The organism is Pseudomonas sp. WS 5079, from assembly GCF_012985465.1.
In the GTDB taxonomy this organism is placed as follows: domain Bacteria; phylum Pseudomonadota; class Gammaproteobacteria; order Pseudomonadales; family Pseudomonadaceae; genus Aquipseudomonas.
In genome coordinates this window covers 397,451-423,650 of record NZ_JAAQWN010000001.1, presented here as the reverse complement: position 1 = coordinate 423,650, position 26,200 = coordinate 397,451, and the positions used below count along the sequence as shown (strand labels likewise).

Below are 26,200 nucleotides of genomic sequence, written 5' to 3'. Positions count from 1 at the left end.
TATCCATCAACTGATCCAGCGCTATCGCGGGCAAGCCCGCTCCCACATTGACCACGTCCTGTCTGTCAATTTTTTTGAATTTTCCAGGAGTTTCCAATGGCGAAGAAACCCAAGGCTGCCACCTTTATCAAAGACCCGCTCTGGTACAAAGATGCGGTGATTTACCAGGTTCACGTCAAATCCTATTTCGACTCCAATAACGACGGCATCGGTGACTTCCCCGGGCTGATCGCCAAACTCGACTACATCGCCGACCTGGGCGTGAACACCATCTGGCTGCTGCCGTTCTATCCCTCGCCACGCCGTGACGATGGCTATGACATCGCCGAATACCGTGGCGTGCACAGCGACTACGGGACCATGGCCGACGCCAAGCGCTTTATCGCCGAGGCGCACAAGCGCGGCCTGCGGGTGATCACGGAACTGGTGATCAACCACACCTCCGACCAGCACCCGTGGTTCCAGCGCGCGCGCAAGGCCAAGCCCGGCTCCAGCGCGCGGGATTTCTACGTGTGGTCTGACGACGAGCAGAAATACGACGGCACCCGCATCATTTTCCTCGACACCGAAAAGTCCAACTGGACCTGGGACCCGGTCGCCGGCCAGTACTTCTGGCACCGCTTCTATTCCCACCAGCCGGACCTCAACTTCGACAACCCGCAAGTCATGAAGGCCGTGCTGTCGGTGATGCGCTACTGGTTGGACATGGGCATCGACGGCCTGCGCCTGGACGCGATTCCTTACCTGATCGAGCGCGACGGCACCAACAACGAAAACCTCCCCGAAACCCACGATGTACTCAAGCAGATCCGTGCCGAGATCGACGCCAACTACCCCGACCGCATGCTGCTCGCCGAAGCCAACCAATGGCCGGAAGATACCCAGCTGTACTTTGGCGACCAGAAGGGCGACGACGGCGATGAATGCCACATGGCCTTCCACTTCCCGCTGATGCCGCGCATGTACATGGCTCTGGCCCAGGAAGATCGCTTCCCGATCACCGATATCCTGCGCCAGACCCCGGAAATTCCCGCCAACTGCCAATGGGCGATTTTCCTGCGCAACCATGATGAGCTGACCCTGGAAATGGTCACCGACAAGGAGCGCGACTATCTGTGGAACTACTACGCCGCCGACCGCCGCGCGCGCATCAACCTGGGGATTCGCCGGCGCCTGGCGCCACTGATGGAACGCGACCGGCGCCGCATCGAGCTGCTCAACAGCCTGCTGCTGTCGATGCCCGGCACACCGACCCTGTATTACGGTGATGAAATCGGCATGGGCGACAACATCTACCTCGGCGACCGCGACGGCGTGCGTACGCCGATGCAATGGTCCATCGACCGCAACGGCGGGTTTTCCCGTGCCGACCCGGCCAGCCTGGTGCTGCCACCGATCATGGACCCGCTCTACGGCTACCAGTCGGTCAACGTCGAAACCCAGGCCCAGGACCCCCATTCGCTGCTGAACTGGACCCGGCGCATGCTGGCGATCCGCAAGCAGTCCAAGGCCTTCGGGCGCGGCAGCCTGAAAATGCTCTCGCCGAGCAACCGCCGGATCCTGGCCTACACCCGCGAGTACACCGGCGTCGATGGCAAGCACGAAATCATCCTGTGCGTGGCCAACGTGTCGCGCACGGCCCAGGCGGCGGAGCTGGACCTGTCAGCCTTTGCCGGCATGGTTCCGGTGGAAATGCTCGGCGGCAACGCCTTCCCGCCCATTGGCCAGCTGAATTTTCTCCTGACCCTGCCTCCTTATGGCTTCTACTGGTTCGTGCTGGCTACCGAAAACCAGATGCCCAGCTGGCATGTGGAACCGGCCCAAAGCCTGCCGGACTTCACAACCCTGGTCCTGAAAAAACGCCTCGAAGAGTTGCTCGAAACGCCGTGCCGCACCACCCTGGAGCAGACCTCGTTGCCCAGCTGGCTGCCCAACCGGCGCTGGTTTGCCAATAAAGACTCGGCCATCGACCGCGTGCATATCGCCTATGGCGTGCGCTTTGGCGATGCCCAGCATCCGGTATTGCTCAGCGAGATTGAAGTGACCAGCGGCGGGCAGACCAGCCGTTACCAACTGCCATTCGGCTTGCTCGGCGAAGACCAGTTCACCAGTGCCTTGCCGCAACAACTGGCCCTGGCCCGGGTGCGCCGGGTGCGCCAGGTGGGCCTGATCACCGATGCCTTCAGCCTCGACAGCTATATCCGTGCCGTCATCGACGGCCTGCGCGCCCAAACGGTGCTCAGCAGTAGCGACGGCGAGATTCGTTTCGAACCCACCCCGCACTTGGCCGACTTGCCGGTAGGCGATGAGTTGCAAGTGCGTTACCTGGCGGCCGAGCAGTCCAACAGTTCAGTGGTGGTCGGCGAAAGCCTGGTGCTCAAGTTGATCCGCAAAGTCAGCGCCGGGGTTCACCCGGAACTGGAAATGGGCGCCTACCTGACCGCCGCCGGCTACAGGCATATCTCGCCATTGCTGGGCTCGGTGATCCGGCGCGATGCCGCGGGTGAGGACAATCTGTTGATGATTGCCCAAGGCTATCTCAGTAACCAGGGCGACGCCTGGGCCTGGACCCAGAACAACCTCGAGCGGGCGATCCGCGACGAGCTGGCCGAAGCGATCTCCGAGCAGGAGCAGCACTACAACGCCCTGGGTGAACTGGCAGATTTCGCCGGGTTGCTCGGCCAGCGGCTTGGGGAAATGCACCAGGTGCTGGCCGCGCCAACGGCCAACCCGGACTTCAAGCCTGAAGTCACCTCGGTCAAGGACAGCCAGGGCTGGGCCAAACAAGTGGGGGCGCAGATTGAACGCGCCTTGCAGTTGCTCAAACAGCATCAAACCCAATTGAACCCCGCCGACCAGGCGTTGGTCCCTCAACTGCTGGGGCAAAAAAAGGCGATTGCCAACCATGTGCAGGACCTGGCGAAAGCCACGGTGGGTGGTCTGCGCATCCGGGTCCATGGTGATTTGCATCTGGGCCAGGTGCTGGTGGTCAAGGGCGATGCCTACCTGATCGACTTCGAAGGCGAACCTGCACGGCCGCTGCACGAGCGCCGGGGCAAGCACAGCCCGTACAAGGACGTCAGCGGCGTACTGCGCTCGTTCGACTATGCCGGCGCCATGGCCCTGAATGTGCAAGGGCAGGGGCTGGATCACTCGGCCGACGCCGATGCGGCACGCCAGCGTGTCGCCGATCGTTACCTGAGTGAAGCGCGCCAGGCATTTATCCAGGCGTATCAACAGGCTACGTCTACACTGGCGCATGGCTGGCAGGATGCCAAAGGGGCGGATGCGGCACTGGCACTGTTCAGCCTGGAGAAGGCTGCGTATGAAGTGGCCTACGAGGCAGAGAACCGCCCGACCTGGTTGGCGGTGCCCTTACGCGGATTGCACGGGTTATTGCAAGGTTATTAATGACGTTCAGTCCAAGCGCGCGAACGTCAAGGTGGGAGAAACCATGAGCTTTACACATAAAGAACCGCTGCAATCGAAGTTCGCTGTCATGCCTGCGCCCAAGGATATCGAAGCCCTGGTGCGTGCCGAACATCCGGATCCTTTTGCGATCCTCGGCCCCCATGACGATGAGCAGGGCGGCCAGGTTATCCGTGCATTCCTGCCGGAAGCCTTGAGCGTCCTGGTGCTGGCCCGCGACAGCGGCGATGTGCTCGGCAGCCTCGACGCGACCCCAGTCCCTGGCTTGTTTATCGGGCATTTCTCCACGCGCCAGGGCTACCTGCTGAAGATCCAATGGGCCGGCGGCGAGCAGATCACCGAAGACCCCTACAGCTTCGGCCAGTTGCTCGGCGAGATGGACCTGTACCTGTTTGCCGAGGGCAATCACCGCGACCTGAGCAGTTGCCTGGGCGCCCAGGTAATGAGTGTCGAGGGTATCCAGGGCGTGCGTTTTGCCGTGTGGGCACCCAATGCCCGCAGGGTTTCGGTGGTCGGCGACTTCAATATCTGGGACGGGCGCCGCCACCCGATGCGCCTGCGGCATCCCGCCGGGGTCTGGGAGATCTTTATCCCGCGCCTGCAACCGGGCGCCGCCTACAAATACGAAATCCTCGGCGCCAGCGGCATCCTGCCGCTCAAGGCCGACCCCATGGCCCTGGCCACGCAGTTGCCGCCCGACACGGCGTCGAAAGTCGCCGCGCCGTTGCAAGTGGACTGGGCAGATGAAGCCTGGATGCGAACCCGTGGCGAACGCCAGGCGCCCAGTGCGCCGTTGTCGATCTATGAACTGCACGTGGGTTCCTGGCAGTGCGAGCTCGACGAATTGGGCGAAGTGTCACTCCAATACGGCTGGCGCGAGCTGGGCGAGCGGCTGATCCCCTATGTGCAGCAACTGGGGTTTACCCATATCGAACTGATGCCGATCATGGAGCATCCCTTCGGTGGTTCCTGGGGCTACCAGCCGCTGTCGCAATTTGCGCCCAGCGCGCGCTTCGGCTCACCGGATGAGTTTGGCGCCTTCGTCAACGCCTGCCACCAGGCAGGCATCGGCATCATTCTCGACTGGGTGCCGGCGCATTTTCCCACCGATACCCACGGCCTGGCCCAGTTCGACGGCACTGCGCTGTACGAGTACGGCAACCCGCTGGAAGGTTTCCACCAGGATTGGGACACGCTGATCTACAACCTGGGGCGCACCGAAGTCCACGGTTTTATGCTGGCCTCGGCGCTGCACTGGCTCAAGCATTTCCATATCGATGGGCTGCGGGTGGATGCGGTGGCGTCGATGCTGTATCGCGACTATTCACGCAAGGCCGGCGAGTGGGTGCCCAACCGCCACGGTGGGCGCGAGAACCTCGAAGCCATCGACTTCCTGCGGCATTTGAATGACGTGGTGGCCCTGGAAGCCCCCGGCGCCCTGGTGATCGCCGAGGAGTCCACGGCCTGGCCGGGCGTCAGCCAGCCGACCCAGCAGGGCGGCCTGGGCTTCAACTACAAATGGAACATGGGCTGGATGCACGATTCGCTGCATTACATCCAGCAAGACCCGGTGTACCGCGCCCATCACCACAATGAGCTGAGTTTCGGCCTGGTGTACGCCTGGTCCGAACGTTTTGTGCTGCCCATTTCCCACGATGAAGTGGTGCACGGCAAACACTCGTTGATCGACAAGATGCCCGGCGACCGCTGGCAGAAATTCGCCAACCTGCGGGCCTACCTGAGCTTCATGTGGATGCACCCCGGCAAAAAGCTATTGTTCATGGGCTGTGAATTCGGCCAGTGGCGCGAGTGGAACCACGACCAGCAACTGGACTGGTACCTGCTGCAATACCCGGAGCACCGCGGCGTGCAAAAACTGGTGGGCGATCTCAACCGCCTGTACCGCGAAGAGCCGGCGCTGCACGAGCAGGACGCCGCGCCCCAGGGCTTCCAGTGGCTGATTGGCGACGATGCGATCAACAGCGTCTATGCCTGGCTGCGCTGGAGCAAGGACGGCAAGGCGGTGCTGGTGGTGGCCAACTTCACCCCGGTGCCCCGCGAGGCGTACACGGTGGGCGTGCCCTTTGCCGGCACTTGGAAAGAGCTGATCAACAGTGATGCCGACACCTATTCCGGCTCCAACTACGGCAATGGCGGTGAAGTCTTTACCCAGGACGAGCCGCGCCATGGGCAGCCGGTGTCACTGGCGTTGAATCTACCGCCACTGGGGGTGCTGATCCTGGGCCAGGAATGAAACCCAAGGAGCCGGCCAGCCGGCTCCTTGGGATGATCTGACGAATGTTGTTACCAATCCTCTGGAGCATCTTCTTACAGGCGCTCCACACAAGGGTGTCTGTGTATCCTTGCCAGAGGCGAAAGGCCATGACGTCTGTCCACCTGAATGCCCCACCTCCCGCTGTCGCTCTTTCTCACGTGCAGCCGGCCAACGCCCAGGCCAGTTCCGGCCTGGCGCTAGTGCAGCCGACCACGCAAACAGCCGATTCTTACCAGGCGCAACTGCGCGGAAAACTGGCGGATCTGGACGAAATATCTCGGGTGCTACACCAACTCAAAACATCGGACGGCCCCGGCGACGGTCTGAATAAAAGCCTGTTCCTCAACAAAGATTCACCGTTGATCCCGCCCAACGGCTCCACCCAGCCAGGCACCAATCGGCTGGACAACATGCTCAGGTTCTATGGGGTTGTGCCGGCCGATCCGAAGACGCCTGCGCAAGTGCAGGCGGCGCTTGATGCCACGCAAGATGCCCGCAGCGAAATTGCCCTGGGCCTGGATGATGGGGCCACTGATGTGGACGGTTTACTGCAACCGAGCACTGAGCCCGCTATCGCGGCATGGGTCGCCAAGCAGGAGGCCACGTCTAAAAAGCCCCTGCTCAGCCTGTTGACCGAGGGCCTCTCGCCACAGGCCCTGGCCAAAGCCGAGGGCACGCCGGCCGCCGTGCTCGAGCTAATACTCAAATCCCCCCAGGCCAAGGCGCTGCTTGAACAGTTGTTGAGGCACCTGGGCGGTGCGCCGTTTCCCCTCGATGGGGTGATTGCTCCCCAGGTAAAGGTCAAGTTGCTGGTGAAGGCCCTGACCTTGAGCCTGGACCCATTGCACGGGCGCAAACCTGGGCATATTGCCGGTTTTGATCTGGCTTCACGTGACCTGGCGAACCAAAGCTATCCGGCGATCAAGACGCAATTTCGCCAGCACCTGGTCGACTCCAGGCAGTTGTCCGCCGACCAGGCGCATCTGGCGGCCTACGTTCTGCGCGCCCGGTTCCCGGCCGATTTTTCCGTACGTGATGTGCCCGCCGACCTTGCGTATCAGGGATCGGCAGTGTGGGTGAATTTCCAGCACGGCGTCAGTTTGGCGGAGGCGATCCGGCCCGGTTCGTCGCGCAGCATGGGCTTCCAGGAGTTGGTTGACCTGCCGGGCAAGTTCAGCGAACAAGCCACCACCGACGCCCAGTGGGCGCTTATCACATCGACCCGTATCCCGGCGACCCTGGATTGGGCGGTGGTGCAGGGGGTAATCGCGCACAAAGACAGCTATTTGCAGGAGGACATCAACAAGGCGGTCACGGCGTTTGATGCCCATCTTGATCGGGTGGTCGCGGCAACCCAGCAAATGGCAGCCGATGTGCCGATGCGCAAGGATTATTTCGAGCGCATGGAGAAGGGCACCTCGCGTACCGAACTGCTGAGCATGATCAGCCCGATTTTTGCCCTGTACCGGCACATGAGCGGTGAGAAAATCACCCCCTCGGACATCCGCTATCAATACCCTGTGTATGACGAAGACCAGTTCCAGGGCAAGTTTGACCAATACCTGGCCGACACCAAGGTTGCCTATTCACAACTTATCGGCAGCCAACTGACCCAGTTGCCCATAAAGGATCGCACAGCGCTTGAGCAGGGTGACGTCACGGTGTTTGCCCTGCGCACAAAGCCCGGCCCCGGCCATGAGACGGATGAAGAGAAACGGGCCGCCGTGACACGCCCGGCGTTTATTCTCAAGGCCGTGCATGACGGCCAGACAAACTACTACGAAATCAATCCGCTCAAGGGCATCGCCCGGCGCCGCGACGACTTGCAGCCGATCCTGGAGGCCTACAATCCTGCGGACAAAAGCTATGGCAAGGACTTCATCTCTGTTGAGCACGCCGCAGACGGCGTGCCTAGCGAAGAGTTGGTGGTGCGCAATACCCGCCCCGACAGCCGGGCCGAGTTCAAGCAGCAGTGGGCCGCCTACACGGCAGGCAAGGGGCCTAGACCCAAGAGTTTTTCGATCGTGGTGCCGCAACAGCTTGCGCACTTCGCCGCGACGGGAAACCCATCCAAAAGTTTGGTGCCGCGCACCTTTGACTCCGAGCGTTCGGTCGCCATTGCCAAGGCCATTACCACGGATCTGTTTTATGTCGATGAGGACACGCTCAAGCAATGGGCCGCGTCGGACCCCGCCCGGGAAAGCGCAGCGCATAAAAACGATGAAGCATTCTGGGAGCGGGTCAAAGGCGTCGGCCAAATGGTTATTCCGTTCTGGAGTGGTATTGAGAACCTGGTCAACGGCAACACCAAGCAGGGCATCATGGAGCTGGTGGTCGATGGGCTACTGACCTTCGCCAGCCCGGCGGGCAAGCTGGCAGCAGGCTCGGTGCGCCTGCTATCCCAGGCCGGCAAGATCGGCGTGCGCGCACTGCTGCCAAAATTTGCGCCGCTGGTGAAGAAGTTCGCGGTTTCCGTGGCGCGCAATCTCAACCCCCTGGACCCGGTGATGCCCGCGCTGAACAGCGTCGGGAGCCGTCTGATGAAGCACGGGAGCCTCCAACTCAAGGAGGTCCAGGCCGGCATTGCGAAATTCAGACAATCGGCCGCCCTTGAACTGCCTGGCAGAGGCCGTTACGACATCACCCAGCAAATCCCCCTGACCGCCAGGCCCCTGGCGCCAGGCCAGACTGTACGGGTGGCCGAAGGCATCACCAGTGACCAGGCCCGCGTCCTGCATCGGCGCACGCACAGTGATGTGGTGGTCGGTGATGACGTCTATCGTTATCGCCCGAAAAACCCCGAGAGCCTGATCAAACTGGGCGGCCCCAGCGATACCGAGCCCTTTGAAGGCTTCGTATTGACCTGTGGTGTCGGGGGCCGGCGTTTCAAGCGCGATCTGGGTGACCTGTGCTACACCAAGCAAATCGAACCTGGCGGCACTCCGATATTTCAGGACGCCCAGGCCCTGGAGCATCGCCGCCTGATTCCCGGCGCGGGCCCGGTGAAAGGGCCACGCACGGTGATTCACGAACACCGTCGCTACCGCGTCAACGAAGCAGGCAACCAGGAACTGCTGCCGATGGCCAGCACCCAGCCTGTCACCTACAAAAACCGTACCTCTGGCACCGTGGTCAATGAGCCGGACTTTGGTTACGACGACTTCGGCGTGCCCCGGGCGCTCAATCAGGAAACGCTGGTGATCAAAATGGATGCCATCAGCGATTTGAGCAACGATCAGCGCGTCGTCAGAGGGCTCAAGATCGACCATGCTGGCCAGCAATACGTGATGGTCGAGGGCGATACCGGGGTGTATTTCTTCGCGCCGCTGGACGGCACCGGCAAGCTGGACTTTCATCGCCTGACCCGCAGTGGCCCACTGGACCTGGAGTTCATCCGCCGGTACGACCACTACAAGGATGTCTACAGTTTTGTGGCGCAGGGACTGCCGGATAACCCGCTAGTGGTACTGCCCAGCCTTGAGACCCTGATCAAGAAAATTGTCGCGGACGAGCCCATGTCGCCTGCGGAAATCGACCACTTGGTCCAGGTCCTGCGCGCACTTCCCCCCGAAAAGCAGCGTGAAGTCTTGATGGGGGTGTATGCCGCCGGGAGCAACCCTGGGCATGTGGTGGTTGCGGCAAAACCGGTGCGGCTCTCGCCGATCAACAAACCCGCGGACTTCGCCCTGTTGCCGACCGAACAGCAGAACCATTTATATGCACAGGGCGGCAGCAAAGCGGTTGAGGAGCAGTTCCAGGCCACGGGCATAAGGTCGGCCAATCAACAGGTTCCCGGCCTTCCCGCAGAGGTCGTTCGCAGCCAGACAGCCACGGAGATGGTGGGCTGGCTCTACACCCGCACTGGGGCGCCCAACTATTCGCAAATGGTCCTCAAGACCGGTGCCGGCAATTGCGACCAGATGGCCAAGGTGGCGGTGGATACGATCAACGCCAGTGGCGGCAATGCGCGGATCGCCCAGGTCAAGGGGCATACATTCGCCGTGGTCGGCGGGCCGCCCGGCCAGCCGCGCAGCAAAGGCTTCACGGGGCCGGAATGGGACGAGGCGTGGGTGGTCGACCCGTGGGCCGGCATTTCGTGCAAGGCCGCGGACTATCCGGCCCAATTCAAGGCGCGGATGCAGGAGTGGAGCCAGTCGGGCCGGCGCATCCTGATCAGCGACGGGGGCACGCCGCCGCGCTCGGTGTGGAGCGACCCCATGGAGCCACGCTGGATCCGCGCCACCGTCGATGGCGAGGCGCAGGTGTTTCAATAGGACTGCGTAACGCCGTGTGGCGTGGTGCTCCAAGGCATTACAGAAACACAATCTCGTAGGGTACGCGCATGCGCTCCAGCAGCACCGGGGGCAGCATCGGCGCCAGGCCGATCAAAGGGTCGCCGAGCAACTGGCTGGCGTAGGCATGGGCCGCGTGGCGTTTGCGCGCCACGCTCCAGGTGTCGAGGCGTATCTTGCGCGCGCACTGCCAGGGCATGCGCCCGGCTTCGCGGGCGGGCCAGTGCCAGGCCCAGATCGGCAGCTCCAGCAGGCGCGCGCCGGTCAGCGCGCAGGCGATGGCGGTGGCACGGCCGACGGCATCGTGGTCGTCATTGCCATCATTGCGCCAGGTGGTGAATACGACGTCACCGGGTTGCAGGTAGCGGGCGATAAATTGGCTCAAGAGCTGTTCGCGGCCCGCCAGGGCGTTGTCGCAAAAGCCCCCGCGAATCCACTTCAAGCTATGCATGGGCAAGCCGAGGCGGCGCAGGGCCTCGACACTCTCCTGGGGCCGGAACACGCTCAAGCGCTGTGCCGACCACTGGTTGGAGCCCGGATGGCTGGCGCTGCCGTCGGTGATCGAGATCAGTTTCAAGGGATAGTCGAGGGCGCTGAGCAGTTGCAGCAAACCGCCACAGGCCAGCACTTCGTCACCCGGATGCGGCGCCACCACCACCACTCGCGAGCCAGGAGGCACCAGTAGGGAAGGGCTGATGGTGGGGATTTGCGCCAATTGCGGCGCGCTGTTCCAGATTTGCGCCGGCGTGCGGCGAACGTCGTTCAAAGTGGCGGGATTGATCAATGTTACGTCCTTGTCCTGGTAATGCAGGTCGTGCCCCGTGGCCGGGTCGACTCTCCTTTTTGTCGCGCCGGCCTCATGGCCGGTGCGGCACGCTGGCATTCCGAATCCTAAGATTGCCGTGCTTGAGTATTGTTCATCACCCGGATTTCGCCGGGCAAAGTTGTAAGTTTTTCAAGATGGCAACATCAGGCCTTTCAAATAGTCGCCAAAGCCTCCCTGTGCGCGGCAGTCCAAGCGGGCGCTGGTGATGACTTGTGGGGCATGGCTCCAGGCTATGGTTGCGCCGCAACGCTCCAGTTGGCGCACCAGTTGCACGTCCTCATGGCAGGCCAGGGGCTCAAACCCGCCAGCGCGCACGTAGGCGCCGGCGCTGACGCCGAGGTTGGCCCCATGAATGTGCCGGTGCCCGTCACTGGCCTGATAGGCCTGGTGGTAGCGGATCTGCGCCGCCTCGTCGAAACCGTCGCTCCAGGCATCCACCGTGACCGTGCCACAGACTGCATCCACCCCCAGGGCCAGTTGCGCCACCAGCCAATCGCCCGCCACGCGGCTGTCGGCATCGGTGCAGGAAATCCAGCGCGCGCCCTGGTTCAACAGATGCCGCGCACCGATTCCACGCACCTGGCCGACATTGCGTGCCGCAACGCTCAGGCTGTGTACCCCGAACGCCTCGGCAATGGCGGCGCTGCCATCGGTACAACTGTCGAGCACCACCAGTATCTGTACCTGCTCACCGAGCAGTCCCGGATGGCTGGCGGCGATCATCGCGGCTTTCAGGCACTCGGCCAGCAGCGCCTCTTCGTTATGCACCGGAATCAGAATGCCGATCATCGCAGCCCCTCAAGATGGGCGACCGAGGCGCTTTCGCGAGACCACAGGTCGAGTAGGAAATCGCTGTCAGCCACCTGCGCCACGCGCGACATGCCCAGGCGTTGGTGCAGCAGTTGGTGGACCTGTTCGGCGGTTTGCGGGCAACCGTCGATGGGCGCTCGCCAGTGGCAGGCCAGGACCTGGCCATCCGGGCTGAGTGCGCCCAGGGCCTGATCGATCAGCACGCACAAATCGTCATGATCAAGGTAGTAGCACCACTCGCTGAGGACGATCAGTTCGAACGAGCCGTGCGGCCACTGTGCAGGCAATCGCAGCCGCTCGACCTGGGCGTGGCCAAACTCCTGCAGGCGCGCTTGCGCGAGGGCTACCGCCGCCGTAGCGGTATCGCAGCACAGCAGGCGCTCACAGCGCGTTGCCAGTTCGGCGCTCAATTCGCCATTGGCGCAGCCGGGTTCGAAAATCGAGGCGTAGCGCGGCCGAGTCAGCAGCGCCAGGGTCAAGGCGCGCTTGCGCTGCTCGTACCAGCGCTGGCGGAAGGCCCAGGGGTCGTCGTTGTCGACAAACAGTTGGTCGAAGTAAGCCGTGGCCACACTCATAGAAACACCACTTCAAAAGGTTGCAACAGCCGCTCCAGCACATGGGGCGGCAAGACGGGCGGCAGGTCGACCTGCGGGTCGCCTTCCAGTTGGCTGGTGAACGCGTGCAGGGCGTGGCGTTTGCGGGCCACGGCCGCGGGTGCCAGGGCAATCTTGTGCGCGCGGTGCCAGGGTACCCGTGGGTCCTCGGGGGTTGCCCAGTGCCAGGTCCACACCGGTAGCTCGATCAGGCGCGCGCCGACTGCCCGGGCCGCCTGGGCGCTGGCGCGGCCAACCGCTTCGTGGTCGCAATGGCCGTCTTCGCGCCAGGTGGTGAACACCACGTCTTCGGGTTGCAGGTGCTGCTGGATAAACGCCGTCAGCGCAGGTTCGCGCGCCTGCACCTGGCTGTCGGAAAAACCGCCGCGCAACCAGCTCAGGCGTTGCTGCGGCCAACCCAGGCGCTGCAGGGCCTCGGCCGACTCACGGGGACGAACCTCGCGCAGGCGTTGCCTTGGCCAACGGGTTGAGCCCGGATGGCTGGCGCAACCGTCCGTGACTGAAACCAGCAGCAACTCGCGGCCCAACGCCGCCAAGCCTTGTAACAAACCGCCGCAGCCCAGTACTTCATCATCCGGATGGGGCGCGATGATCACCGCGCGGCAACCTTCAGGCACCAGTTGCGCCACGCTGATCAGAGGCAGGCCGGCGACACGGGCAGAGCCTTGCCAGGCGCGCAGGGGCGTGCCTTGGCCGACAATCGGGTTGGCTTTCATAGTTGCCATGTCCCGCCAGCTGCGCTCGACAGTTGCTCGCCGAGCGCTGCCAGGTCCCGCTCGGCATGGCTTTGGCGCAAGTACACCGGCAGGTCTGCGATCAATTGCGCGAAGTGCCGGTCCTGGCAATAGGGCCCGGCTCCCATGGCCCTGCCGACGTGATGGATGACTTCGTTGGCCGCCGCTTCAATCACTGCCCGCGTCCGGCGCGCCAGCAACTGGGCGTTGGCCTGGGGTTGCTCGTCGATCTGCCGCGCAGCGCTGCGCAGCACCGTGGCGGCGGCGAACAAGGCCATGTCCACCGCACCCAGATGGGCCAGGGCATGGGGTTCTGCACGACGGTCACAGTGTTCGCGCAGGGCCTCGGCCAAGCGCTGCGCCGCGCCGTACCAGCAGGCGGCGATGCCAACCCCTCCTTGCCAGAACCCTGGGCGTTGCAGGTAATCCCCTGGCTCGCCCACGGCCAGCGCCACGGCATTCTCGAACCGCACTTCGACACTGGCGCACGCGCCCATGCCCACGGCTTGCCAGCCTTCACCGGTGACCTGGACACCCGGCTGGTCCATCGACACTGCAACCAACTGCTGGCGCGCCTGTTCATCCCAGGCAGTCAACAACCCGTGGCTGACCACCGCCGCCCCGGAGCACCAGGCCTTGCGCCCATGCAGCAGCCACTGCGAGCCCTCACGCCGAACCTGCACCCGTGCCGTCGGCGGCTCGGCGGCCCACATGCCCCAGGTGCTACCGGCAGGTGGGGCCGGGCTGTCGAGCTCGGCCATGATCGCCAGTGCATCGGTGTGCCCTTCAAACAGCTTGCACAGGCTCAGGTCGTGGCCGGCCACCTGGGCCAGTTCGCTGAAGCGCAGCAGCGTCTGCCCGCTACCGGGGCGCGGCAATTGGTCGAGGCCCGCATCCACCAGGGCCCTCAGGGTCTGGCCAAGGCCTTGGGTGTCGGCCAGTCCCTGGGGATTGCGTTGCAAAAACCCGTGTAGAGCCATTTCACACCTCTTGCTCATGTTGCAGTTCAAATAGCAGCAACGAGCGCCCGGTCACCGCATATTCGTGGTCAAAATCGAAACGTTCCTGGCCGCGTACGGCCGGTTGGTTGGTGTCGACCATGCAGGTCCAGAAGCCGCCATCCGGTACCCGGGGCAAGCGGAAATTCACCAGGTCGTGGTGCGCATTCACCACCAGCAACAAGGTGGCGTCGGACCCGGGCCGGCGGATCCCGGTTTCCTGGGCGCGCCCATCCATCAACATGCCCAGGCAGCGGCCCTGGCTGTCTTCCCACTGTTCGATGGTCATTTCGTTGCCGTCGGGAGCCAGCCAGGTCACGTCCTTGACCCCGATGTCTTCGTTGTAGTCACCCACCAGGAAGCGCCCGCGCCGCAGGATAGGGTAGGCCAGGCGCAGCTTGATCAGGCGCTTGACGAACTTGAGCAGGGATTTGCCATCTTCATCCAGCTCCCAGTTGACCCAGCCGATTTCGCTGTCCTGGCAGTAGGCATTGTTGTTGCCGTGCTGGGTGCGGGCGAACTCATCCCCGGCCACCAGCATTGGCGTGCCCTGGGCCAGCAACAGGGTGGCGAAGAAGTTGCGCATCTGGCGCAGGCGCAGCGCGTTGATCTCGGGGTCTTCGGTCGGGCCTTCGACGCCGTGGTTCCACGACAGGTTGTTATTGCTGCCGTCCTGATTGTTCTCGTCGTTGGCCTCATTGTGCTTGTCGTTGTAGGACACCAGGTCGTGCAGGGTGAAACCGTCATGGGCGGTGATGAAATTCACCGAGCTGTAGGGCCGGCGCCCGCGCTGGTTGAACATCTCGCCGGAAGCGGTCATGCGCCCGGCAAAGTCGGCCAACTGGCCGTCATCGCCTTTCCAGAAGGCGCGCACGGTGTCGCGGAAACGGTCATTCCATTCCACCCAGCCCGGCGGGAAGTTGCCCACCTGATAACCGCCTGGGCCCACATCCCAAGGCTCGGCGATCATTTTTACCTGGCGCAGCACCGGGTCCTGGCGGCAGGCGACAAGGAAGCTGTGACGCTCATCAAAACCATCGTGATAACGCCCCAGAATGGTCGCCAGGTCAAAGCGGAAACCATCCACATGCATCTCCGTGGCCCAGTAGCGCAAGGAGTCGGTGACCATTTGCAGTACGCAAGGGTGGCTCAGGTCCAAGGTGTTGCCGGTGCCGGAATCGTTGATATAGAAGCGTTTGTCATCGGGCATCAACCGGTAGTAGGAGGCATTGTCGATGCCGCGCATCGACAGGGTCGGGCCCTGCTCGTTGCCTTCGGCGGTGTGGTTGTAGACCACATCGAGGATCACCTCCAGCTTGGCTTCGTGCAGGTGCGCGACCATTTCCTTGAACTCGGCGATCTTGCCGCTGGCCAGGTAGCGCGGGTCGGGGGCAAAGAAGGCGATGCTGTTGTAGCCCCAGTAGTTGGTCATGCCTTTTTGCAGCAGGTGCTGGTCATTGACGAAGGCGTGGATCGGCAGCAGTTCCACCGATGACACACCCAGTTGGCGGATGTGCTTGAGCACATCGTCGACCATCAACCCGGCGCAGGTGCCGCGCACCGCCTCGGGCACGGACGGATGGCGCATGCTGATACCGCGCAGATGGGTTTCGTAGATGATCGTGCGGTCCCACGGCGTGCGTACCGGCTGGTCGTTGCCCCAGGTATGGGCCGGGTCGATGACTTTGCATTTGGGCACGAAGGGCGCGCTGTCGCGTTCATCGAAACTGAGGTCGGCATCCGGGTGGCCGATGGTGTAGCCAAACAGCGCTTCGGACCACTTGAGTTCGCCCACCAACTGCTTGGCATAGGGGTCGATCAGCAATTTATGGTGGTTGAAGCGATGGCCATTGGCCGGGTCGTAGGCACCGTATACGCGGTAGCCATAAATCAGCCCCGGGTGGGCGTCGGGCAAGTAGCCGTGGAATGTCTCGTCGGTGTACTCCGGCAGTTCGATACGCTCCAGCTCGACTTCACCGGTATCGTCGAACAGACACAGCTCGACCTTGGTGGCGTTGGCCGAGAACAGTGCGAAATTGACCCCCAGACCGTCCCAGGTCGCGCCAAGGGGGAAGGGCAGCCCTTCACGAATCCGCGATGGCTCGGTATCGGGTGTCTTGCTCATGGTGTTGCTCCTGCAAAGTTTTTCCGGGCCGAACGGGGCCGTGCTGACATCAGGTCAGATCAATAATCGAGCATTTTTTGTAGCAGCCGGGTGGCCGGGGATAGCGTCTCGGGTGGTGCTTGATGGAGACCTATCGCCGGCAAGCCGGCTCCTACAGGTGGGGTCAGCCGGCGGGTTTGCGTGGGGCTCGAGGCTTTTTCGCGGCGGCGGGTTTTTCCGCTGGCGGCTTGGCCTTGGCCTTGGCGCCGGCCTTGGGTTTACTAGGCGTCAGAGCCTCGGCTTCAGCCAACTTGCGGGCCATTTCCCAATGGCGGGCTTCCTGGCCTTCGGGCTTACCTTCGGACTCCCAGATCTGATACGCGAATTCACGAACGCGCTTGTCTTCGGTGCTCATCGCAATGCTCCTCACAGAAAATTTCAGCTTTCTTGATCGTCAGAATGGATAAAGACATTCACCGGGAGATCCCCCAGGGCAGCGCTGATCAGTAGCTCCTTGTTGGGTGTGACTGCGCCTGTTTGCAAAAGTCCCTTCCAATTTCGCAGCGTGGCGTCGAACGGTAATGTGATCCGGGTATCGCCCCAAACCTGCGCATCCACCCGGGGCTGGGCGCTGTTTTCAAGCAGGGCGTGAGTCCAGCGCGGTACCACCACCAACAGCCATTGGCCCTGGTACTCACGGCTGAAGGCGACAACCCGTTGGGCGTGCCGGCCCAGCACTTGCAGCGGTACATAGCGCCCCCTGGCAAACAGCAGCGGGTGGGCCTTGCGCAGGTTCAAGACCTGGGCAATCAACGCCTGCTTGAGGTGGCCGTCACGCCAGTGCTCAAGCAAGGCATCGGGCGTTGCCGCCAGTGCCTGTTGCCGGGCACTGAAATCCACCGCCCGGCGGTTGTCCGGGTCCACCAGGCTCAAGTCCCAGAATTCGTCGCCCTGATACAGGTCTGGCACGCCTGGCACGGTGTTGCGCAGCAAGGATTGCGCCAGCCCGTTCAACGCGCCGGCAGGGGCGATGGCCTCGGCTGCCGCGTGGATCGCCGTGCGCAAGGTCAGACCGGCGGGATCGAGCAGCAAGCGGCTGAGGAAGGCTTCGACACCTTGCTCATAAACATCGTTGGGGGCGCTCCAGCTGCTGTGCAGCTTGGCTTCGCGCAGGGCCTTTTGTTGCCACTGCCAGAGGCGCTGCTGATAGTTGCCGGTGTTCTCAATGCCCAGGTCCAGGGGCCAACTGCCCAGCAGCACCTGATACAGGATCAGCTCATCGCCGGCCGAGGGGATGGCCGGATCGTCGCGCAGGGGCGCCGCCAGCCTGCGCCACTGCTGCACCTGCTCGGCATACCACGGTGCGCACTCGCTGAGCACCGCCAGGCGCGCGCGGCTGTCTTCGCCGCGCTTGTGATCGTGGGTGGCGGTGGCCAGCAGGTTATCGGGGAAGGTGTGCAGGCGCTGCTGGTTGGCGGCATGGAAGTCGGCCAGGGGCGCGCTGAACTGTTCGGTACTGAAGCCCACGTCATTGCGTGAGAGCAACACTGCCGAGCGGTAGAAGGCCGTGTCTTCCACCGCCTTGGCGGCTGCCGGCGAGGTCAGTTGCTGGAAGCGCACGCAGGCGTGCTTGAGGATCTTGCGCGGTTGCCCCACCGGGCGCTCGCGCCAGGGTTGCCCGCCGAGCCACTGTTGCAGGTAGTCGAGCACCGGCCAGTCAGCTTCGCTCAAGGTCCCACGGGCGCCGGCCAGGGCCTGTTGGAACACGCGCTCGTCCGGGGCGCTACGGCCACCTGCGCTGATATAGGTACGGTACACCGGGAAATGTACGACCAGTTCCTGCAAGGCGCGGCGGATTGCGCCCAGGGTCAGGTCGCGACTCATCACATCCGCGCGGGCCACTTGCAGCAGGGCCTGGGCCACGCTTTCAAAATCCCCGGCGAGGGAGCCGTTGAGGATTTGTTGCCGGGCCAGCCAGGCTTCCTCGATAAACGCCGAAGGCCGCTCGGTAGCCTCGCTCCAGAGCTGGGCCAAGGCCTCGAATCCCTGGGGATCGTGCTGCATCAGCGACACCTGGTTCATGAACTCGTAGCCGGTGGTGCCATCGACCCGCCAGTCTTCGCGCAGGGTTTCGCCGGCGCCGAGGATCTTCTCGACAAAAATCGGCAAGTGTCGGGTCGGCGACAATCCATCCACCCGGCGCCGCAACTTGCGGCAATAGCCCCGTGGATCGGCCAGGCCGTCGATATGGTCGATGCGCAGGCCATCCACCAGGCCTTCGCTGATCAGCTGGAAAATCTTGCTGTGGGTGGCCTCGAATACGGTGGTCCGTTCCACCCGCAGGCCACCGAGCTCGTTGACGTCGAAAAAGCGCCGCCAGTTGATGTCATCCGCCGCCGTGCGCCAACTGGCCAGGCGATAGGCTTGCTGTTCCAGCAGTTGATGCAGGCGCAAAAAACCTGCGCGCTGGCGCCCGTCAAACCATTGCAGGGCGTGCTCGATGGCTGCCAGGGTCAGTGGGTCGCGGGCCTGTTGTGCCAGTTGCTGTTTAAGCTCGCCCGCCAGGGGCCAGGCATCGGCCTGATAGGCCAGGGCGCTGAAGCGGTCGGCCAGCGCTTTGAGCGGGGCATGGGCGCGCAGGATATCGCCGTAGTCACTGGGGCAGATCGGGAAGCGGTGTTCGTAGTGCTCGACAAAAAAGCTGCCCTGGGCCGGGTCAAACCGCAGGGGCAGGTTGCCACTTTGCAAGGCTTCGCCGTAGTCGCTGCCAAGGAAGGGCATCAGCAGTTGGCCCTTGAGCAGCGGGTCCGGTGAATGCCACTGGATGTCGAAGAATTCGCTGTAGGGGCTCAGGCGCCCCCATTCCAGCAAGTCCAGCCACCAGGGGTTGTCGCTGCCGCCGACGGCCATATGGTTGGACACGATGTCCAGAATCAGGCCCATGCCGTGCGCGCGCAGGGCCGCTACCAGGCGACGCAAGGCGGGTTCGCCGCCCAGTTCCGGGTTGACGGTGGTCGGGTCGACCACATCGTAGCCATGCATCGAGCCGGCACGGGCCTTGAGCAGGGGCGAAGCGTACAGGTGGCTGATGCCCAGGCTGGCGAAATACGGCACCAGCGGCACCGCATCATCCAGGGTAAAACCCTTGTGAAATTGCAGGCGTTGGGTGGCCCGGAGCAAGACGGCGCTCATCGGTCACGCTCCAGGGCCTGATTGCGCGCCACCGCCAGCAACTCCAGGCGGCGCGCGGCGTTTTCATCGTCGAGCAGCTGCGCGGCGTCCCCCGGCAGGCGTCGGCGCCAGTTGGGGTGGGTGTCGATGGTGCCGGGCAGGTTGGCCTGTTCCTCGACGCCCAGGGCATCCTCCAGAGGCAGCAGTACCAGGGGCGCACGGGCGTGACCGAGGTAGCGCACGCTGGCATCGAGTATGTGGTCAGTTTCGTTGCGCAGCTCATCGCGAAAGTTCTGCGGGTCTTGCACCAAGGCCTGGCGCAGTGACTCGCGCTCGCGCTGGCGGTGCTCGCTCCATTGCTCCACCGTGGGCACGTCGATCAGCCCCAGTTGCACATTCCAGTCGATATCGCGGCTGTGCCACCAACCATTGAGTGTCGGCAGGTCGTGAGTGCTGGTGGTAGCCAGGGCGTTGTCCGGCCAGTCGAGGATCGGCGTGAAGCGCCCGCCATGGTCCTGCTCGAACAACAGCACGCGCATGCCGAGCATGGCACGGGCGCTGAGTTTTTCCCGCAGGCCCTCGGGCACCGTGCCCAGGTCTTCGCCCAGCACAATCGCCTGGTGGCGGCTGGACTCCAAGGCCAGCAGGCGCAGCAGGTCGTCTACCGGGTAATACAGGTACGCGCCTTGTTTGGGTGAAGCATCCCGGGGGATGACCCACAGCCGTTGCAGGCCCATCACATGGTCGATCCGCAGGCCGCCGGCATGGGCGAAGTTGGCCCGCAGCATTTCGATAAATGCGCGAAAGCCGTTGCGCTTCAGGCCTTCAGGAGAAAACGCGGAGATGCCCCAGCCCTGGCCGGCACGGTTGAGGATATCCGGTGGCGCGCCCACGGTCAGGTCGGCCAACAGCTCATCCTGACGGCTCCAGGCCTGGCTGCCGGCGCCATCGGCACCCACGGCCAGGTCGGCAATCAGGCCGATGCCCATGCCACTGCCGCGGGCGGCCTGTTGGGCGCGCGCCAGGCAGCGGGCGATCAGCCATTGGTTGAAGGCATAGAAACCGATCGCTTCGCCCTGTTCGGCGGCGAATTGCGCCAGCGCAGCGCTGGCGGGGTCGCGCCAGTCCTCGGGCCACTGGCGCCAGTCGAGGCTTTCACCGTTGGCGGCGCGCGCGGCCTGCAAGGCTTCGAAGCGGCAGTGGTTTTCCAGGGCCTCGCCACCGGCCTCGCGAAAACTGAGAAAGTCCGCCTGTTGCGGGTGCTCGCCCTGGCGAAAATCCTCGTACAGGGCGCGCAGCAGGCGTTGCTTGGCCTTGGCGGCGGCGGGCCAGTCGATCAGGCTTTGTTGTTCCAGTTCGTGCAGCTCGTCGGCCAGTCCCGTGGCCTCGATGGCGCTGTGCACGGCGCGTTCGCCGAGGATGCAACCGGGGGACGCATACAGGCTATTGAGAAACAGGCGGCTGGACGGCGAATAAGGGCTATAGCGCTCGGTATCGGCACTGAACATGGCATGCAGCGGGCTGATCGCCAGGGCGTCGACACCCCGCTCAGCGGCAGCGCGAGCCAGTTGTTCCAGGGCCTGGGTGTCGCCAAACCCACCGTCGCCACTGCGGCGCAGGGCATACAACTGGGCACTCAGGCCCCAGGCGCGGGCAGGCTGGCTGTCCACCGCCTCGGCGACAGTGAAACAACGTTCAGGGGCCACGGCCAGGGTGAAGGATTGATCGGCGATCTGCACCCGGTGATAGCCCACGGGCAACACGCCAGGCAGCGTGGCCTGGGCATCCAGCGCAAGGTCCCGGGTACTGCCGTCCTCCAGATGAGCCTGGCACGGCGTACCCGGAGCAAAGTAGGCGGCCAGGTCCAGGCCTGCGCCCACGTCCACGGTCAACAGCGGCGCCAGGTGCCGATCCTGCTGCACGCGCTCCAGCTCTTGCAGGCTGGCGGCGATGGCGGCGTCGGTGTCGGCGGGGTGGCCAAGGCCATGGAGCACGGCACGCAGCGCGTCGGCGCTGACATGTTGCGGCCGGCCGTTGGCGTCGATCCAGTCCACCGCCAGGCCCGCACGGCTGGCGAGTATTTCCAATTGCGCTTCGCTCAAGAGTGCTCTCCAACAGATGATGAGGTGTCACCCGGCGCCAAGCTGACGCGGGCAGAGAAGGGCGTGAGTAACGCGGGGTCGTTGCTGGTGCTGAACAGTTGGCCGATAGCGGCCGGGGGCTGCAGGGTGGCCGGCCCCAGGTTGAGGTCGATCTGCAATACGCTGCCATTGCCCAGGCGCCAGCGTGCAGACACCGCGCCCTGGCCCAGGACCTGGGCGCCGAGGGCGGTGCTGCCGGGCAGGTGCGGCACGATATGCTGCTGGCGCAGGCCCAGCAGTTGCCGGTATAGCGCAGCAGGTGCCTGGGTAAACCGGGGTATGGAGCGTTCGAAAGTCTGTAGCGCGTTGGGGTCGGGAATCTGCGCGCGGCGCTGGGGATCACTGAAGGCGGCAAAATCAGCAAATTCGTTGCGCCGGCCTTCGCGCACCGCCTCGGCCAGCTCGCCGTGATGGTCGGTAAAGAACAGGAAGGGCTGCTCGGCGTTGACTTCATCCCCCATGAACAACAGCGGGATCATCGGCGACATCAATAGCAGCACGGTCGCTGCCTGCAACGCCTGGGGCGAACACAACTGGTGCAGGCGCTCGCCGAGCGCACGGTTGCCGATCTGGTCGTGATTCTGCAAAAACAGCACAAAGGCACTGGGGGGCAAATGCCCGCTGGGCTCGCCGCGTCGGGTACCGTGGCGCGTGGTCTGGCCTTGGTAGATAAACCCTTCGCCCAGGCAGCGGGCCAGCTTGGCGGTGGGGTCGTCGGCAAAATCGGCGTAGTAGGCGTCGGTCTCGCCGGTCAACAGCACATGCAAGGCGTTATGCCCGTCATCGTTCCATTGCGCATCGAAGCCTTGCTGCAACAGGCTGGCCTGATTGAATTCGTTTTCCAGGACCAGCCATACATGGCGCGCCGGGTCGACCTGCTCACGCACCCGTTGGGCCAGCTCTTTTAGGAACGAGGGGTCGTTGATGGCATGCACCGCATCCAGGCGCAGGCCATCGAAGCGGTATTCGAGGAGCCACATCAGGGCGTTGTCGATAAAGAAGTCGCGCACTTCGCGGCGGCCAAAGTCGATCCCGGCGCCCCAGGGGGTGTGGGTGTCTTCGTGGAAAAAGCCCTTGGCGTACTGGCCCAGGTAATTGCCGTCGGGGCCGAAGTGGTTGTAGACCACATCGAGGATCACCGCCAGGCCATGCTCGTGGGCACTGTCGATCAGCTGTTTCAACTGCTCCGGCGTGCCCAGGGACGCTTGCGGTGCATAGGGCAGTACCCCGTCGTAACCCCAATTGCGCTCGCCGGGATACTGCGCCAAGGGCATCAGTTCGATGGCGGTGACGCCCAGTTCCGCCAGGCGCGGCAAGTGCTGCTCCACCGCGGCGTAGCCCCCGAGTATCCCCACATGCAGCTCGTAGATCACCGCTTCATGCCAGGGCCGGCCTTGCCAGGCGCCGTGGCGCCAGGGGTAGGCCAGGGGGTCGACCACCACGCTGTCACCCTGCACACCTGCGTATTGGAGGCGCGAGGCCGGGTCCGGCACATCCAGCTCGCCATCGATGTTGTAGTGGTAGCGGGTGCCAGCCCCACAGCGCACGTAGGCGACAAACCAGCCCTCTGCCTGGGGCAGCATGGGCACCGACTGACCCTCGTGCAGCTCGACGCTGACATAAAACGCGTCAGGTGCCCATAGGGCGAAGCGGGTGTGTTGCGCATCCTGCATGATCGCGCCGTGGGGCCATGTTTCCAGAGTCCGTAACGGCATCTATCCTGACCTCTTTATACTTTCCCTGATTTTCCCAGCGCTTTCGCTACCAGTTGCTCGTAAAGTTCGGCATAGGGTTCCACCGCCTGGCACCAGTTGAACGGCGCGGCCATGGCCCGGCAGCGCATGGCGTTGAGGAGGCCTGGGAAGGCAAACACCTTGAAGGCACGGGCGAGGGCGGCTTCGTAGCTTTGTACGGTGGATTCGTCGAACAGAAAGCCGGTCACGCCGTCTTCAATAGTGTCTGCCAGGCCACCGGTATTGCGCGCCACCGGCAGCGAGCCGAAACGCTGGGCGTACATCTGGCTCAAGCCGCAGGGCTCGTAGCGCGAGGGCATCAACAAGAAGTCGCTGCCGGCAAACATGCGGCGCGCGTCGGTTTCGTTGAAGCCGATGCGTACACCGATGCGGCCGGGGAATCGCAGGGCCAGGGCGCGCATGGCCTGTTCTTCTTCCGGCTCGCCGCGGCCGATAATGGCAATTTGCCCGCCGTTTTCCACGATAAACCCGGCGACGGCTTCGGTCAGGTCCAGGCCTTTCTGGTACACCAGGCGCGAGACCACGGCAAACAGGGGGCCGGTGGACTCGTCCAGGCCAAACAGCTTGCGCACATGGCTGGCGTTGACCGCCTTGCCTTGCCAGTCGCCGATATTGAATGGGTGATCCAGATGCGGGTCGGTGGACGATTCCCAGCTTTCATCGATGCCGTTGGGGATACCACTGAGCAGGCCTTGCTGGGTCTTGCTGGCGAGAAAGCCATCCAGGCCGCAGCCGAACTCGGGCGTGGTGATTTCCCGGGCATAGGTGGCGCTGACCGTGGTGATGTGACTGGAATACGCCATGCCGGCCTTGAGAAACGACATCTTGCCGTAGAATTCCATGCCTTCTTGTTGCAAGGCATGTTCGGGAATCCCCAGCTCCGGGCACGAGGCCAGGCTGACCACACCCTGGTAGGCCAGGTTATGGATGGTAAACAGCGTAGGGGTGCGTGACCCACGCCAGTGCATGTACGCCGGGGCCAGGCCGGCTGGCCAGTCATGGGCGTGCACCAGGTCCGGGCACCAATGGATTTGCGCAAGGTTGGCGGCAATATCGGCGGCGGCCAGGCCCAGGCGGGCGAAGCGGATGTGGTTGTCGGGCCAGTCGCGACCATTGTTGGCGCCATAGGGCGTGCCTTCACGCTCGTACAGTTCGGGGCAGATCAGTACATAGATGACCAGGCCGTCCTTGAGGTCCATGCGCCCGATCTTGCACGGTGGTAGCGCGGCATGCCCGCCCAGTTCGCCGATGATGTGGATCGGGTTGTCGCTGTCCAGCACCTGGCGGTAGCCCGGAATCAGCACCCGCACATCGTGCAGGTGGGCCATGGCACGGGGCAGGGCAGCGGACACATCGCCCAGGCCACCGGTTTTCACCAGGTCGGCCAACTCCGAGGTCACAAACAGCACTTTCTTGCGATTGGGGTTTTGAGACGAGACCGGCCGCACTGCGCCGGGCAGGTCAACCAAGGCGGTTGGCCCATCGACCGGCTGACTGAAACGCTGTCCCTGAATTCCCGAAGCGGCACTGATCATAGTTCTCTCCCATGTGGTGGTCAGCCGAGAGCCTGGCGCCCTCAGCGAAAGTCAACCGCGTCCTGCGGTCACGCGCACTAGCACTGCACAGACTGGCAAGGCTTATGCCAATTGCACCGAACTGATAAATAGATTGGATGGGCGGACGTCCGGCTGGCGCCGGTGGCGTGCGTCCTACCTTAAACCTGACCTACGGCAGAGTTGGAAAGTTTCGATTTATTGCGGGGGCTTTTGTTCTGATCGTGACCGATCGGTCATCAGTCTAGGACACAGCCCAGAGCCTGCAAGGCTTGTAGGATAATTTTGTAGGACAATATTATTTTTCAGGCAGGCGCCTCCCTTGCAGGAGCCGGCTTGCCGGTGATGGCGACCTTGGGGAGTGCGTCGCTGCTGAGGGCTTCATCGCCGGCAAGCCGGCTCCTACGGGGGGATCGCCTCTTGATGGGGCATCGGGGTTGGGCTGCTCGATAGTGGTGCGGGATGCTACTTAAAGTGATTTGTTAAGAGTTAATACCCATATAAATCAATATCTTGATGTATATATGTGAAGCTATTTATCATGTCAGGCTGCGCAAGACCCGCCCACTGGCCCACGCCTGGATATCCTCGATCATCTGCCCATAGAACTGCCGGTAGTTGCGCGCGCTGACATAACCCACATGGGGGGTGGCCAACACGTTGGGCAGATGGCGAAACGGGTGGTCGACCGGCAAGGGCTCCTGCTCGAACACATCCAGTGCCGCGCCCGCCAGTCGCCCATCGCGCAGCGCATCGATCAGGGCCGCCTCATCGACGATCGGCCCGCGCGCCGTGTTCACCAGGCGTGCGCCGGGTTTCATCCAGCCCAGGGCCTGGGCATCCACCATGCCGCGGCTGCGCTCGCTGAGTACCAGGTGAATCGACAGCACGTCGGCCTGTTCGAACAGTTCGCGCTTGCTGACCCAGGTCACGCCTACATCGGCGGCGCGTTGCGCAGTGAGGTTTTCACTCCAGGCGATCACGCGCATGCCAAACACCTGGCCAAACTGCGCGACACGCTGGCCGATACTGCCCAGCCCGAGGATACCCAGGGTCTGGCCATGCAGATCGCCGCCCAGCCCTTGCTGCCACTGGCCGGCACGCAAGGAGCTCGCTTCGGCCAGCAGATTGCGGGTGGAGGCCATGATCAGGGCCCAGGTCAGCTCCGGTGCCGCGTGTTTGTAGCTGTCGGTGCCACACACCTGGATACCCAGGGCCTTGGCGGCGCCAAGGTCGATGGCGGCATTGCGCATGCCGCCGGTGACCAGCAACTTGAGCCCCGGCAGCCCTTGCAGCAGCGCCTGGTCAAACACTGTGCGCTCGCGCATCACGCAAATCACCGCAAAACCCTGCAAGCGTGCGATCAAGGTGGCGGTGTCGGCAGGGTAGTCGTGAAGGAAACGCACTTGGCCGATCGCCTCCAGGGCGGACCAGTCCACCACGTCGCGGGCCACATCTTGCCAATCATCAATGACTGCGATCTGAACTGACATGCACGG

The 26,200-nt window shown here is 63.4% G+C and carries 15 protein-coding genes; 3 read left to right on the top strand and 12 right to left on the bottom strand.

Annotated features, from left to right (window positions below; translation table 11 throughout):
* The first annotated feature begins 96 nt into the window (after nucleotides 1–96).
* The 3 genes from treS to HBO05_RS01840 all read left to right on the top strand — a co-directional run bounded on the left by treS (nucleotide 97) and on the right by HBO05_RS01840 (nucleotide 9,978).
* Entirely contained in the window at nucleotides 97–3,411 is a 3,315-nt protein-coding gene (treS, locus tag HBO05_RS01850) for a maltose alpha-D-glucosyltransferase (RefSeq protein ID WP_172311444.1), read from the top strand.
* Between the two features lie 43 nt (nucleotides 3,412–3,454).
* Complete coding sequence (gene glgB, locus HBO05_RS01845) at nucleotides 3,455–5,683, top strand: 1,4-alpha-glucan branching protein GlgB (RefSeq protein ID WP_172311442.1); 2,229 nt, start codon at nucleotides 3,455–3,457, stop codon at nucleotides 5,681–5,683.
* A gap of 128 nt (nucleotides 5,684–5,811) precedes the next feature.
* Nucleotides 5,812–9,978, top strand: a complete 4,167-nt coding sequence (locus HBO05_RS01840) for a hypothetical protein (RefSeq protein WP_172311440.1) — start codon at nucleotides 5,812–5,814, stop codon at nucleotides 9,976–9,978.
* Nucleotides 9,979–10,015: 37 nt separating this feature from the next.
* Here HBO05_RS01840 and HBO05_RS01835 read toward each other — a convergent pair whose 3' ends face one another.
* The 12 genes from HBO05_RS01835 to HBO05_RS01780 all read right to left on the bottom strand — a co-directional run bounded on the left by HBO05_RS01835 (nucleotide 10,016) and on the right by HBO05_RS01780 (nucleotide 26,194).
* Nucleotides 10,016–10,777 (bottom strand): PIG-L family deacetylase, encoded by a 762-nt coding sequence (locus tag HBO05_RS01835; RefSeq protein ID WP_169951973.1) that lies wholly within the window; start codon nucleotides 10,775–10,777, stop codon nucleotides 10,016–10,018.
* A gap of 174 nt (nucleotides 10,778–10,951) precedes the next feature.
* Nucleotides 10,952–11,611 (bottom strand): glycosyltransferase family A protein, encoded by a 660-nt coding sequence (locus HBO05_RS01830; RefSeq protein ID WP_169951772.1) that lies wholly within the window; start codon nucleotides 11,609–11,611, stop codon nucleotides 10,952–10,954.
* Complete coding sequence (locus HBO05_RS01825) at nucleotides 11,608–12,207, bottom strand: SAM-dependent methyltransferase (protein WP_170041378.1); 600 nt, start codon at nucleotides 12,205–12,207, stop codon at nucleotides 11,608–11,610. Before HBO05_RS01825 ends, HBO05_RS01830 begins: the two co-directional genes overlap by 4 nt.
* Nucleotides 12,204–12,962 (bottom strand): PIG-L family deacetylase, encoded by a 759-nt coding sequence (locus tag HBO05_RS01820; protein WP_169951971.1) that lies wholly within the window; start codon nucleotides 12,960–12,962, stop codon nucleotides 12,204–12,206. The genes HBO05_RS01825 and HBO05_RS01820 overlap by 4 nt, the downstream gene beginning before the upstream one ends.
* Nucleotides 12,959–13,960, bottom strand: coding sequence for an acyl-CoA dehydrogenase family protein (locus HBO05_RS01815; RefSeq protein WP_169951768.1), 1,002 nt, complete (start codon nucleotides 13,958–13,960; stop codon nucleotides 12,959–12,961). Before HBO05_RS01815 ends, HBO05_RS01820 begins: the two co-directional genes overlap by 4 nt.
* Before the next feature lies 1 nt (nucleotide 13,961).
* Nucleotides 13,962–16,103, bottom strand: a complete 2,142-nt coding sequence (gene glgX / locus HBO05_RS01810; protein WP_172311438.1) for a glycogen debranching protein GlgX — start codon at nucleotides 16,101–16,103, stop codon at nucleotides 13,962–13,964.
* Nucleotides 16,104–16,266: 163 nt separating this feature from the next.
* Complete coding sequence (locus HBO05_RS01805; protein WP_169951764.1) at nucleotides 16,267–16,497, bottom strand: DUF2934 domain-containing protein; 231 nt, start codon at nucleotides 16,495–16,497, stop codon at nucleotides 16,267–16,269.
* A gap of 23 nt (nucleotides 16,498–16,520) precedes the next feature.
* Nucleotides 16,521–19,274: a malto-oligosyltrehalose synthase gene (locus HBO05_RS01800; RefSeq protein ID WP_172311436.1), complete on the bottom strand. Its 2,754-nt coding sequence runs from the start codon at nucleotides 19,272–19,274 to the stop codon at nucleotides 16,521–16,523.
* The gene (gene malQ, locus HBO05_RS01795; RefSeq protein WP_172311434.1) at nucleotides 19,271–21,355 is read right to left on the bottom strand and encodes a 4-alpha-glucanotransferase; all 2,085 of its coding nucleotides are present in this window, start codon (nucleotides 21,353–21,355) and stop codon (nucleotides 19,271–19,273) included. Before malQ ends, HBO05_RS01800 begins: the two co-directional genes overlap by 4 nt.
* Nucleotides 21,352–23,109, bottom strand: a complete 1,758-nt coding sequence (treZ, locus tag HBO05_RS01790) for a malto-oligosyltrehalose trehalohydrolase (protein WP_170041381.1) — start codon at nucleotides 23,107–23,109, stop codon at nucleotides 21,352–21,354. Before treZ ends, malQ begins: the two co-directional genes overlap by 4 nt.
* Before the next feature lie 14 nt (nucleotides 23,110–23,123).
* Nucleotides 23,124–24,683, bottom strand: coding sequence for a glycogen synthase GlgA (glgA, locus tag HBO05_RS01785; RefSeq protein WP_169951756.1), 1,560 nt, complete (start codon nucleotides 24,681–24,683; stop codon nucleotides 23,124–23,126).
* A 557-nt stretch (nucleotides 24,684–25,240) separates the two neighbouring features.
* Nucleotides 25,241–26,194 (bottom strand): D-2-hydroxyacid dehydrogenase family protein, encoded by a 954-nt coding sequence (locus tag HBO05_RS01780; RefSeq protein WP_170041382.1) that lies wholly within the window; start codon nucleotides 26,192–26,194, stop codon nucleotides 25,241–25,243.
* Nucleotides 26,195–26,200: the final 6 nt, after the last annotated feature.